This window comes from Microcoleus sp. PH2017_08_TRC_O_A (assembly GCF_020738665.1).
GTDB lineage: Bacteria > Cyanobacteriota > Cyanobacteriia > Cyanobacteriales > Microcoleaceae > Microcoleus.
Window position 1 is genome coordinate 1 of sequence record NZ_JAEQCE010000005.1, and the last position, 12227, is coordinate 12227.

Here is a 12227-nt window from a genome sequence, read left to right on the forward strand (position 1 = left end):
CCGGTGGCATCGGAATTATTAGTAGCCAAAATTAGGAGACGGCAGTGCCGTTTCCCTACAATATTATTTTCGGTAGGGACACGGCACTGCCGTCTCCTCCGTTGCTTTTGACCAAAAAGAAAAAGCGGCAGTCGCCTGCCGCTTTTACTTGTAACTAGATATTAGGGAACCTTAGAAACTAAAGGTTGTCCGCAGGACTCCTACCCAGATATCATCATTCTGTTTGTTATGTTCCGGATTCAGAATCACGTAAACGCCCGGTGTCACCGAAATAAAGTCATTAACTTGGAAGCGATAGAAACCCTCTAAGTGATAAGAGGTGTCGCGATCTCTTCTGACATCGCTCTCAGTAACTTTTGGCGGTACGCCGGCAATAAAACCGAGGAGGTTTCCAGGCTTGCCAAAATCTGGCAGGGCCAAGAAAAGAGCACCATTCTGAATAGTAGCGTCTCGATCTGCGCCACGTTCTTGGTGAGCCTTGGTGTAACCGTACCAACCACCCAACTGGAAGCGCGGGCTGGGTTTGAGGTTAAGTTGTACCCCAAAGTTATCTGATGCAGTCGATATTTGACCGAAGGGACGGTTAGCCAAGGCACTGCCTGTGCCGCCCATGATCGCAACATCGCCACCCCGATTGTATTTCCGGTTGTAAGTTGCACCAATGTCAATAAATTTGCTTAGGGAGAAGTTGAGCTGACCCAAAGCGCTGAAAGAACCGTCGAAAACGCCCCGGCCATTAGCTGGGTTGGGAGCATCGCCGTCGGAGGCAAGATAGGCGACTGTGGCTCTCACGGCGCCAAAGTTGTATTTGATAGCAGCACCTGCTCCTTCGGGGCCGCGGAACACTGCTGGGTTGTAACGTCCAAACGCGGAGATAGCGCCGCTACTAGGACTTTCTAAGGGAGTAGTCAGTTCGGCAACGTCATCGAGCCTCAGTCCTTTCGGCCCGAACCAGACTGTAGCGTTGCCTGCTGGGAAGCGATACCACAATTGATCGAGGGAGAATTGGCTGCCGTCTTCGCCGGTGAGGGCGACGCGAGCCATGTTTGTACCAGTGGCAGTGGCTGCACCGTAGTTGGCGACGTTTCTAGCTTGCAAGCGGGTTCTGAGCAAGTCTTTGCCGGTGAAGCTGGTGTTGAAGTTCAACCGCACCCGGTAGCCGAGGGTGGTGGAAGTTTTGTCGTCGCGCAGGCCGATACCATCTCCGAAGCTGTCGCTGGCGAGAAAAATGGCTTCTCCTGCCAGTTTGGTTGTGGTGGAGAACTGGTTGGCTTCGAGTTCTGCGGTGCGAGCTTCCAGACCGTCTACTCGTCCGCGCAGGGTAGCGAGTTCGGCTGCAAATTCTTCTTGCAGGCGTTGCAGGATGGCTAAGTCGTCTTTGGTGACGAAGGTCGATGTTGCCGAGCTAATTTGCTTGGTTACTTGGTCTAAGCAAGCGTTGACGCCGGCTGCAAATTCGTAGCGAGTCAGGGCGCGGTTGCCGCGGTAGGTGCCGTCGGGATAGCCTACGATACAACCGTAGCGTTCGACTAGCGATTGCAGGGCTTGGAATGCCCAATCTGTCGGCCGCACGTCGGAGAGCTGAGAGACCGATGTCACTTGGGACATGGCTCCAGATGGTTCGGCGGGGAGGGCTTGGGGTGCTGCTGGGACGATCGGGCCACCCATGCCTGCGGGTGCTGTTTGAGCAATTTCTACCTTGGCGGCTGGGGTGCTAGCAATTGCTGGCACTTCAGTTTTGGCGGTTGCTGTCGGGGTGCTTTCCACTGCCAAGTCTGAGGCTTGGGGCAATGGTTGGGCTGTGGTGACAGCAGGTAGGGGAGCGATCGCTGCCGCTGTGGTGGCGGGGGCGATGGGTGCTGCTGTATTGATGTCGATCGCTGCTGTTTGCAGTTCTGTGGCGCTGGTTTCTGGTGCGATTGCTGCCAGTTTTTCGGCGTCTGCGGAGTTGGCGATCGGGGTTTCGGCCGCCGGAGCGATGCTGTTTAAAGCCAGCTTTTCTGGGGCAGCAGGGGTTGCTGCAACTGGTTCTACAATTTTTGACTCAGATGGCTGTGCTGTTGCTACCTGGTTGGCTTCAGCGGTTGCGGTCGCTTCAGTAGCGATCGCAGCGGTACTGACGACTGATGATAGCCCCAGAATTGCCGGGGATACTAGAAGTAAATTCCAAAAAGTTCTGTTCATTTTCCTCACACCTTCACACTCTATTCAACTCGATCGGCAATTCCCAACTGATACTTTTTGTGGTTCCTTGCCTGTTGACAATAACTGCCAAAAAAATAGAACCTATCCATAACTGTTGATGCACAGTAGGCGTGTCTAGTTCCTGCTTGAACGTAGAAGGCTGGCCCTTTTTACAGCCCAGACCCCAATTTAGGTCAAGCCCACATTACACTACGCTTGATTATACCATCAGTTGCTAATTTCATCTGTCGATCGCCAGACTTGCTGGAGTTGCTTTCTCCCAAAGGGCGATCGACAACCAGTGGTATGGGTTAGACCACAATCGCCTCAAACTGACAAATACTGATAGTCCTTGCTTATGTCTGAGTTAACACACACTTATAGGTAGGATTAGGGCTGCTTGTCGCATTCCTTATACAGCTTTCGATCCTATTATGTCAAGCTTTTTAACCTAACTTTAAACCTCGCGGCCCGGACGGGGTTATTTTTCCGCCAGCAGTGGGGAACGGAAGGTTAAACGCTGCTAGATGCACCCGTGGGGGCAAAATTCCAGTCTTGACCAATTTGGGTGTTCTGATGCGCCCACCAGTCGAGACTTGCCAGCGCGATCGGCATTTTTGAGATGCCCCGTTCGCCGACTTGAATTTGCCACTATTTTAACACAATTTTTTTGTAGTTTGACAGTGGCAGCAGACTGAATGTCTGTGACCTAAAATTAAAGTTTTGTTCCCTCGCTGCGAAGGAGTTTTACAGCCAGTTATTTTTTTGGCACAGCCGATGTCTTTCAAATCACCTTTTGTATGTGATTTATGCTACCGAACAAGGAGCTATTGAGCCTTCACCATTCCTGGACGGATCAACCCGGTCAAATGGACGAAAATACTTGCTTTGATGCGATCGATCGCAGTAAAAAAAACGGTGTATGAGAGCAAGGAGTGCCTCCAGGACATTCCTCATTCGCTACTAACACAATAAATAAATGCCACAAATTATTAGAGGGCGATCGAAGAACCTGTAGATGTGGCAATGCACTTAACCTCGCTCTGGTATGTTACATTGAGGCGCAGCATCTATCTTTTTTGCCACCTTCCATCTATGACTTTGATTAAAAGCAAACTGGGCTTCTTAGTAGTTATCTTATTGATATTAGGATTGTTTTTTCGATTCACCAACATCGACACAAAGTTTTATTGGTATGATGAAGTATTTACTTCCCTGCGGATTTCGGGATACACGCAAACAGAAGTGCTGCATGAAATAAGCAGCGTTCAGTTAGTCGGCGCACAAGATTTGATGAAATATCAGCGCTCCAATCCCGCAAAAAATTTTGGCGATACAGTTAAAGGTATTGCCATTGAAGAACCTCAACTGCCGCCTCTATATTTTCTGGCAGTCAAGTATTGGGGAAAACTATTCGGTGATTCTCCTTTATCGACGAGAAGTTTCTCAGTTTGGGTGAGTTTGTTAGCATTTCCCGCTCTGTACTGGCTGTGCCGAGAATTGTTTCCAGCACCAGAAGTGGCGTGGATAGCCGTGGGATTGCTAGCAGTTTCTCCCTTGCACGTGCTTTACGCTCAAGAAGCTCGTCCCTACAGCTTGTGGCCGGTGCTGATTTTAGTTTCTTGTGCGTCTCTGCTGAGAGCAATGCGGCTTCAAACTAAGCTAAGTTGGAGTATTTATGCAGTAGCAACTATTCTGGGATTTTACACACACTTGTTTAGCCTGTTAGTCGCTTTGGGACACGGAATTTATGTATGGGGAATGCAAGGTTATAGGTTGAATCGCAAGGTAGTTAATTACGTGATGGCAATTGGCTTGTCTTTGGTAGCTTTTCTGCCTTGGATGGTGATTCTAGTAATAAACAAAAAGGCAGCAAAAGAGGCGACTCTTTGGGCGAATGGAGACAGTAATTTGCTATCTTTGATTAATAATTGGAGCGGGAATATCGGTCGTGTTTTTTGGGATTTTGGGCTAAATTCTCAGGCTACATCAATAAATTTGATTGGGTTGATGGCAGCGACTTTGATTTTATTGGCAATCGTAAGTTATGCGGTTTATTTTCTGTGTTGTGAGACAAAGAAACAGGTTTGGCTGTTTTTGCTGGTGTTGATGGCGGTGACAGCAGTGGCAGTGATGCTACCAGATGTTATATTGGGAGGAATCCGATCGACTAAACCTCGCTATCTATTTCCGACTTATTTGGCGATGCAAATATCTGTTGCTTACCTGTTAGCGACTAAAATTAGCGCGCTGGGCGTGCCAAGCTGGAAACGGCAGATGTGGAAAGTTCTGACAGTTGTACTGCTAACGGGCTCTGTGCTGTCGAATATTGTTAGTTCTCAAGCCGAGACTTGGTGGACTAAGGAATTGGGCCGGGAAAATCCCGTAATTGCTCGGAGGATCGATCGCGCTCCTAAGCCGCTGGTTGTCAGTGATATCTCGGAAGTCACTCTGGGAAATATACTGTCAATGAGTCATTTGTTAGAGCCGAAAGTGATGTGGCAATTGGTGTTGCTTGACCAGGAAGGGCGCCGTCAAGCTCAGTTGCTAGACCCACCCGCGATACCCAAAATTCCCAGCGGTTTTAGCGATGTTTTTGTTTACGGGCGAACGCAGAATTTTAGTGCTAAGCTGGCAAAAATGCACAACTCGAAAATAGATGTGCCGAAAAAACAAACAATCCAAATGTTGTGGGTTGGCAAGTTAGAAAAAGAGTGAGAGTTATGGAAGATTTTGGTATTATTATTGCCTGCTGCGACCAGGATTATCTGTTTGCTAAGGGTTGCTGTGCTAGCATTCGATATTTCCTGGGAGATGTACCGATTTGTTTGTTGATTGATGGTACGTTTTCTGTGAGTGCTTTGGAAAAGTCTTACGGGGTGCGAGTTATCGATCGCACAAACGTTTCCCAAGAGGTTCTCAGGAAAAGAAGTTTTGGGTGGGGTAAAACTAAAATGATTGCTTTCTGGGAAAGCCCTTGGTCGAATTTTATGGTTTTGGATGCCGATACGATCGTCTGGGGCGATGTTCTGAAATTGGCTAATTTTAAAGAATTTGATTTTACGATAGATAAGCCTTGTTACGATTACTCGGATGCAGATGTTTCGGAGTTTTTCTTTGATATTCCGGGCGTTGAAAAGCATTTCCCGAAGTTTCGGTGGTCGGAATCGCGATCGAACTATTTCTGCACGGGTACTTTTTTTGCTAAACGCGGTATTTTTAGCTTGGAAGAATACATAGAAATTTTAGATTTTACGGAGGCTAATCCGGGGATATTTAAGTACGGAGAAATGGGGTTTTTGAACTTTATGATTTTCCGGGCGGCCGGGGAAAATCGACTGCGGGTGCAGAATGTGGATATGCAGTTGTTGGTGCCGGATTTTGACCAGGATTTGCTGAGAAAGCGGTTTCCGGTGGCAGAAAACGGGCCTGCGGGCGATCGCGAGTCGGCGACTGTGATTCACTGGTGCGGGCCGAAGCCGACTTTATCGACATCTAAGGTTTACTCGGAACCGATGAATTTTTGCCGCCGCAAGTGTCAGGAGGATGCTTGGAATCGCACGGGTTTGGCTGCGGAGATGTCGCTGCAAGTTGAGGATTTTCAGCGATCGATCTATGTGTATAAGAATAAGTTTAAGAAGAAGTTTCGGCAGTTAGTGCGATCGACTTGAAAAGATACCAATTAAGTTTGTAGTAAGGACTTTAGTCCTTATAATTATCGTCGGCAATTAAGTTTGTAGTAAGGACTTTAGTCCTTATAATTATCGTCGGTAGATTACCGATAGTCCAATTAGTTCGTAGTGAGGATTTCAGTCATAAGAAAAGAAGGACTAAAGTCCTCACTACGAACCAATTTTATTGGAAAGAAGGACTAAAGTCCTCACTACGAACCAATTTTATTATGCTTGTTGATGTGAATATTATTCATCGAGCGAGCGATCGACAATTTAACCTTCCAGAGGCAAAGTGGGCGCGGCTGGCGGTAAAACTTGGCGGTGAACGCTGACTTTGTGACTTTCCCGCTGAGTTTGCATTTCGACGGCGATCGCCTCAAATTCAATTTCCATGCAGCCGTAGGGAATCTCTAACTCGATACTAGCTCGCATATTTCCCAACCCGGTAGCTGTAAATTCGGTAATCCAGCGCGGCCCGTCGAGAATTAGGTAGGTTTGCCGATCGAATACCCAAACTTTTACATAAATCCGCGGCATTAATTCCGGTAGTTGCACTTTCACTATTACAGCCTGGCCTGCAAGGATTTGGGCGCGCGGCAATTCCAGGATGGGCATCGGTACTGACTCGTCTTCTGACAAAACGTAGGGAGTTGGTGGAGTTGCTTCTGCTTCTACTTTGGTGGTTTTTTGAGCAACTTGTTTCGGCTGCGGGGGCTCGTCAAACACCACAAATTCTCTCGCTTCCGGGCCAGTAGGTTGCGGTTGGGAAATGGTTTCCCTGATTGCTGGTTGCACTTTAGTTGGGCTGCTTTCTTCGACGACTGTTATGGCTTCGCTGGTATTGGGGGTGGCTTTTGGAGTTGGCGACAGGCTGGTTGCTTTCAGCCATTCGGGGGATTCGCCGGTGCTGGCTAGGGAACTCAGTCGCGACCAAAATCTATTTTGGACGTTTAAGGTTTGAAATGCCTTTTGTGAGGGGGGTGGCGTAGGTTCTGGGGCTGGTGTTTCTGGTTCGGGAGTGTTTTGGGGTTTTTGGTCGATCGCCCGAACTTCGGCCTTTTCTGGGGTAGTTGGGATGTCTGAGGGTTTGGTTGGTTGGTCGATCGCCCCGGCGGATGTTCTAGACGAATTGGTGATTTCTGAGAGCAATTGCGATCGGCTGCTGTCGGGCAGTTTGTTACCGAATGCCGGCAATTCTAGGCCGCCCGCACTTGGAGTCTGGCGGGAATTTAGTTGAGGGGGTAGGGATTCATTGCTTAAAGATTCATTGATAGCGACTTCTGCGGGAGATGGCAGATCTAAGCTTTTTTGTGCTACCCGGAGGAAGGATGGATGTACTTCTTTCCGAGGTGGTCTGACTGCTGTTGGAGAGGGTTCGGCTTGATGTTTTTCTTCGATGAAATCGTCTTTAATTGCTTCTAGCAGGTGTTCTAAACCGGCTGTAATTGTAAATAGTTTGGTGGCTAAAGTTACATCGCCGCTGCTAAGAATTGCTTCTCCTAAAATTAGGCGACTTTTGCAGTCGGGTGGGATGTAGGTAACGCAGGCAAAGATGCAGGGAGGAGCTTGTTCTGGCATCGGCTGCTCGATTTGGGCGAGTATTTGTGAGGTTTGGGGGTCTCGCAGGTAAATTTGCAGTTGTGCTGAACCGATGAGTTTTTGGAGTTCTTGAAGTTGCGATTCGGGGATGGGAGGTGGTGTTCTTCTGGTTTTTTGAGGTGGTTGGGGAATGTCGATTTTGCCGGAAATGATTAAGGGGCGGCCGAGTTGGGTGATGAAGGTTTCTCGATCGAGTACGAGTTCAAGTTCGAGTTTGACTGGGGGTTTCGGCGGCTGAGGCGTTTGGGGAAGGGGGAATTGGTAGATTTTGGTCGGCTGCGGTGGAGGTGGAGGTGGGGCTGGGATTTCGGTTGGTGTCCGATCGACTGCTGCTGCGTTTTCTGAGGCTGCGGCTTCGGAGGAGTCGATCGCCGGTAGGGGTTCGGAAGTTTCCGATTCTGCGGGCAATACTTCTAATTGCACGCCATACTGCCAAGATTTTGCTGGTTCTGATTTGGGATCTGGTAAGCAGGAGAGTTCCCACATTCCCGGTTTGAGACGAGTGTAGGGAATAATCACGACTAATCCTTCGGGGTTGGTGCGGGCCGATCTGCTTTGGACTTTCCGCTGGGGGGCTGTTTCGTCGAAGGATGTATGGATGATGCGAATTTCGATGTCGGTGTTGGGGTGCTGAATGCGCGCCACGACGCGATATTTGCCTTCTAGAATTTCCACGTCGGGGGTTTCTAGGGGCAACCAGGCGCGATCGCCCTCTTTCTGTAGTAAAAATTCTAATTTTTTCATTTTTGTTTCCCCTTGAAGGCTCCCGCTTGATTTGTCACAGGTTGGTGGTGGTTGGTTGAGCGACAGCTACAGATATTGAATTACTTTATGTTTTATAGCGTATCACCTCGATCGGTCAAGAGGCTCGATGGACAGTTGACAGTTGACAGTTGACAGTTGACAGTTGACCGCTGACAGTTGACCGCTGACAGTTACATAGTACGAGCATCAAACTGTTTATGCTAAAGAGTCCTAGCATATATCGATTCTATTCTATATATTTATCTCAATATCGGTAGTGGCGGTTGCTATATCGTTCCGTACAATTATCGCCATCCAAGAGCGATCGACTTACCAAACAGAGCCATTCTTCAATCTAAAATCTAAAATCTAAAATCTAAAATCTAAAATTCATTGACGGCGGCCCCACAAGCCGCTACGCTGTGAAATTAAGGTTGCTTTGCTCGAAGAGGAAGCAGCCAGCGTCGCCCGAAAATCTAGTTGCACTGTCCAAAGCTGCTGTAACAGCTAAGGACAGCTAACCGCCAAACTGGGATGAGCAGTATGGAGGCTGATCGAGGATAACATTCTCTGTCGCCGCCCTGCCTTTTGTTAGTATGCGGGGCGGCTGGGTTTTTGGGTTTTCCTCACCAGAAAAACCAAAAACTAGGAGACCATATTATGTCACAGGAATTTTTGCCTGACGATAACTCGTCCGTTAGCGAAGCCCTCGAAGAGGATCGTCCAAATGACGACTTTGAATCGGAACAGGAAGTCTTGCAGATAACCGTTTTCGGTTCCCACAAAGCCGTTTTAGAAACCATCCACACGTTGTACCGGCTGGGATTTGCAGCCGTCGGCGATTGGAGTCCTCCGCAGCGAGGGTCAAAACCAGGACAAGTGATTAGTGTACTGATTAAGCGATCGGGCAAAGTCTAGAAATTGGGCGGGCTTCATCTTTTTGTGCGGGCTAGAAGCCCACCCCACAATATTTTAAATAAACCCAATTGTGAAACAGGCATCTTGCCTGTTTATCCCCCAATTGTGGCACAGGCATCTTGCCTGTTTATCCCTCAATTGCGGCCCAAAAGATTTAACTTTTTGTGCGGGCTAGAAGCCCACCCCACAATATTTTAAATAAACCCAATTGTGTAACAGACATCTTGCCTGTTTCTCCCTCAATTGTGGAACAGGCATCTTGCCTGTTTCTTCCCAATAGTGGAACAGGCATCTTGCCTGTTTCTTCCCACAATTACGCAATGACTATCTTAAGTAAACTGTATTGATTTATAGCCTTTCTCAAAAAGATGAGGTATGACTGACAGCTTACATAACCCTTCAACTAAGAGGGCTCAAGCCCAACAACGTACCTCATATGAGAGCTAGATCCGCTATAACTGTTTCTCCCCCATAGTGGAACAGGCATCTTACCTGTTTCTCCCCGACAATTACCAAGGACTGCCGATCGTACTAAAAGCGGCCCAATAATAAGGATGCGATAAATTTTTGCTCTCAAGTTTGGGGATAGACGGCGGCAACGGAGTTTCCCCCCTAGAACTTCGCAGTTGCCCATTTTCTATGGTGACTTTACCTTTGATCGCAGCAATTTGTGCTTGCCTGAGAGCTTCAGCTTTAATGATTGGAGGATCTTGAGGTTTGCTGATTTTTAACTGCTGGTAAAACTCTGTCATCAGCGCCAGAGTCCCCGCATCTGACACATACCACAAACTGGCGAGGGCAGATTTTGCTCCCGATTGCAACGCTAAGCCGCCAAATCCGAGTTCTGCTTCTTTGTCTCCCGAGGCAGTTCTACAGGCGCTCAATACTAACAGTTCCAGTGGCGGATTGTTCCATTTCAAATCTCTCATTTGAGATAATCTGAGTTGGTTATCCCAAAATTGAATGTAGGAGTTATCTGGGCTTCCGGGGCGGAATTCCGCGTGAGTCGCCAGGTGGATGATGCCGTATCTTTGTTGCAGTCGCTGCGATTGCAAGTTAACGATGGTAAAATCTTCGTTGATAAAGGATTGACCTGGCCACTGTCGGGCGATCGCACTTAATTCTAACGGAACAGCCGGTAGCGGTTGTTTGTTCGCGGTTTCTGAGAAATTTTCTGCTCCCATTGCTAAGACGTGGGAGTTTCTGAGATCGGCGTAATTGATGTCTATCAGCTTGAATGCCGGAATCCGCGACATACTGTATTTTTCGATCAAAAATTGCTTTCCGTCGTGCATTGCTGCTAGGGGTACCGTTCGCAAACCTTCGCCGACGCAGAACAGCAAGGTGTCAATTTTTGCTATTTTCAAGTCTGCTTCTAGCGGTGCAATTATCCATTGATAAAGTTGTTGAGCTGATTCTAGATAGCTGGTAGTATTAATTTGTGCTACTTTGGTGATTTCGCTGGTAAATGCTTGGACGACTGGCACCAGTTTGTCTTTTTGGGCTGAGGGGACGCTGCGGTTAATTGGCGGGCGATCGGGCAATATTAAGATTAGTTCTAGTTGGTCTGTGCGCGGGATGGCGTAAATTAAAGCTGGTTTTTTCTTAGTTTGAACTGCTAGGCGGGAAAGAGTTTTTGATATTGATTGGGCGGTTTTTTCGCGGGCGGCAAAGTCTTGTTCAAAGTATGTTTGATAGTCTTCTTCCCAGTCTTTTTCGATTCTGGTGACGGCTTCGGTGAGGTTTCCGCGATCGAGAATTTGTCTCATTTCTTGCCCGTTAAGTCCGCCTGGTTCTGGCTTTTGGGCAATGGTAGCGAGGTTCGCGGTGCTCCAGCAGAAAAGTATGGCTGTCAAACAGTAAAAAATAGCTCTTTTGATTTTTTTCTGAGTTGCGTGTTTTTGACGGTGCTGCTGGGATTGGTAGTGCATGGTTTTGGGGCGGTTAGACCATTTTCGATTTGCGATTAAAGAATTGGGAATGATGGTTAAAATCGAATTTTTTGAAACAATAATAACGGCTTATTTGACTGCTGCACCACTCTGGATCGTAAAAACCGTTGGTTCGGAGTGCGATCGTCCTGCTCGGTTGCCGATCGCGCTTCCTGTAAATAATTAACTCTGCTGGCGATCGCGATTATAGCATTCCACACAAACCCCAAACATCTCCTATCGGGTGAACAGCCCGCAACGCCTGATTCCTGGCGCACCAACGACCGCCCCTGGGCCCAGAAATTCGCGAATTATGTAAAGTTTTGTAAATTATGCAGAAGTTTTGCATAAAAATCGCAGATCCCGACAGATAGGCAAATAGAAGGCATTGCAGGGGATATGGCGGCTCCGACAGCGGGCGCACCAGTCGCTCTGGGAGCATTCGCTCAACCCGGTGGCCTGCATAGCTGGTTGGAGACTATTTTTCTGAGTAACCTTGGAACAAGAGATGCCTACTAAGGACGAAATTGACGATCGGCTCAAACAGCTAGCCATAGCTGCCAAAAATCACCAGCCTAAAACTTTAGGGCGACAGAAAGCTGTGACCAGATTAGTGATGGAAATTGAAAAATATAAAATCATTAACTGTCCGCAGAATAAGAATTTTTCCTACGCAATTTATCAGGAAATTTTGCTGGAAGCCAAACAGGAACTGATGTTTCGCATTTCCCGGGAAATTCACAACTACCGACCTGAAAAAGAGGTCAGCCAGTGGGTAAACTTCTTGATAGTTAAATGTTTTCAAGAAACCACCCCTAAAGTTATAGGTAGGAAAGATTTACCAACTGTATACTACGGAGATATGGAACCCGTTTTCAATCAAATGGAAAAGCAGCAGGTCGAACATGAATCTTGTCCAATCGCAGCAGGTCTAATTGAGATGATTGAAGAAGATCCGGGCGATATTTTTCAAAACGAAGTGATGAGAAAGCACGCCCACGTCAACTTTAAATTGTTGCTGGTCAAGAGAGTGATAGAAGATGCAAGCTTGCAGCAAATCTCCGAAGAGTTAGGAGTAAGTATTTCAAGTTTGAGCAGTTTTTACCAGAGGTCTTTGGAGAAATTCACGCCCAGATTCCGAGAATACTTGTAGGACATTCAAAACCCAAAAGCAGAG

9 protein-coding genes are annotated in these 12227 nt (G+C 47.6%); 4 read left to right on the plus strand and 5 right to left on the minus strand.

Going from position 1 to position 12227, the window contains the following annotated elements; genetic code table 11:
• Positions 1 to 171 precede the first annotated feature (171 nt).
• Both JGK22_RS02615 and JGK22_RS02620 read right to left on the minus strand, forming a co-directional pair.
• Positions 172 to 2184: an iron uptake porin gene (locus tag JGK22_RS02615; protein ID WP_293312280.1), complete on the minus strand. Its 2013-nt coding sequence runs from the start codon at positions 2182 to 2184 to the stop codon at positions 172 to 174.
• 827 nt (positions 2185 to 3011) lie between these two features.
• On the minus strand, positions 3012 to 3134 hold the full coding sequence (locus JGK22_RS02620) for a hypothetical protein (protein WP_293191610.1): 123 nt from the start codon (positions 3132 to 3134) through the stop codon (positions 3012 to 3014).
• Between the two features lie 145 nt (positions 3135 to 3279).
• Between JGK22_RS02620 and JGK22_RS02625 the strand changes: the two genes are divergently transcribed.
• Both JGK22_RS02625 and JGK22_RS02630 read left to right on the plus strand, forming a co-directional pair.
• Positions 3280 to 4902, plus strand: a complete 1623-nt coding sequence (locus JGK22_RS02625; protein WP_293185814.1) for a glycosyltransferase family 39 protein — start codon at positions 3280 to 3282, stop codon at positions 4900 to 4902.
• A gap of 5 nt (positions 4903 to 4907) precedes the next feature.
• A complete protein-coding gene (locus tag JGK22_RS02630; protein WP_293185812.1) occupies positions 4908 to 5855 on the plus strand; it encodes a hypothetical protein in 948 nt (315 codons plus the stop codon).
• A 276-nt stretch (positions 5856 to 6131) separates the two neighbouring features.
• On the opposite strand, the gene JGK22_RS02635 is transcribed toward JGK22_RS02630, so the two are convergent.
• Positions 6132 to 8201: a hypothetical protein gene (locus JGK22_RS02635; protein ID WP_293312282.1), complete on the minus strand. Its 2070-nt coding sequence runs from the start codon at positions 8199 to 8201 to the stop codon at positions 6132 to 6134.
• 660 nt (positions 8202 to 8861) lie between these two features.
• Here JGK22_RS02635 and JGK22_RS02640 point away from each other — a divergent pair.
• A complete protein-coding gene (locus JGK22_RS02640) occupies positions 8862 to 9119 on the plus strand; it encodes a hypothetical protein (protein WP_293185809.1) in 258 nt (85 codons plus the stop codon).
• A gap of 509 nt (positions 9120 to 9628) precedes the next feature.
• Here JGK22_RS02640 and JGK22_RS02645 read toward each other — a convergent pair.
• Both JGK22_RS02645 and JGK22_RS02650 read right to left on the minus strand, forming a co-directional pair.
• Positions 9629 to 11050, minus strand: coding sequence for a CHAT domain-containing protein (locus JGK22_RS02645; protein ID WP_293231260.1), 1422 nt, complete (start codon positions 11048 to 11050; stop codon positions 9629 to 9631).
• A gap of 56 nt (positions 11051 to 11106) precedes the next feature.
• Positions 11107 to 11271, minus strand: coding sequence for a hypothetical protein (locus JGK22_RS02650; RefSeq protein ID WP_293210509.1), 165 nt, complete (start codon positions 11269 to 11271; stop codon positions 11107 to 11109).
• Positions 11272 to 11558: 287 nt separating this feature from the next.
• Between JGK22_RS02650 and JGK22_RS02655 the strand changes: the two genes are divergently transcribed.
• The gene (locus JGK22_RS02655) at positions 11559 to 12203 is read left to right on the plus strand and encodes a hypothetical protein (RefSeq protein WP_293210507.1); all 645 of its coding nucleotides are present in this window, start codon (positions 11559 to 11561) and stop codon (positions 12201 to 12203) included.
• The last annotated feature ends 24 nt before the right edge of the window (positions 12204 to 12227 follow it).

Excerpts from the sequence above, each read along its gene's own strand:
- JGK22_RS02625 (WP_293185814.1), top strand. The coding sequence starts at position 3,280 with ATGACTTTGATTAAAAGCAAACTGGGCTTCTTAGTAGTTATCTTATTG.
- JGK22_RS02635 (WP_293312282.1), bottom strand. The coding sequence starts at position 8,201 with ATGAAAAAATTAGAATTTTTACTACAGAAAGAGGGCGATCGCGCCTGG.
- JGK22_RS02655 (WP_293210507.1), top strand. The coding sequence starts at position 11,559 with ATGCCTACTAAGGACGAAATTGACGATCGGCTCAAACAGCTAGCCATA.
- JGK22_RS02645 (WP_293231260.1), bottom strand. The coding sequence starts at position 11,050 with ATGCACTACCAATCCCAGCAGCACCGTCAAAAACACGCAACTCAGAAA.
- JGK22_RS02630 (WP_293185812.1), top strand. The coding sequence starts at position 4,908 with ATGGAAGATTTTGGTATTATTATTGCCTGCTGCGACCAGGATTATCTG.
- JGK22_RS02640 (WP_293185809.1), top strand. The coding sequence starts at position 8,862 with ATGTCACAGGAATTTTTGCCTGACGATAACTCGTCCGTTAGCGAAGCC.
- JGK22_RS02615 (WP_293312280.1), bottom strand. The coding sequence starts at position 2,184 with ATGAACAGAACTTTTTGGAATTTACTTCTAGTATCCCCGGCAATTCTG.
- JGK22_RS02620 (WP_293191610.1), bottom strand. The coding sequence starts at position 3,134 with ATGTCCTGGAGGCACTCCTTGCTCTCATACACCGTTTTTTTTACTGCG.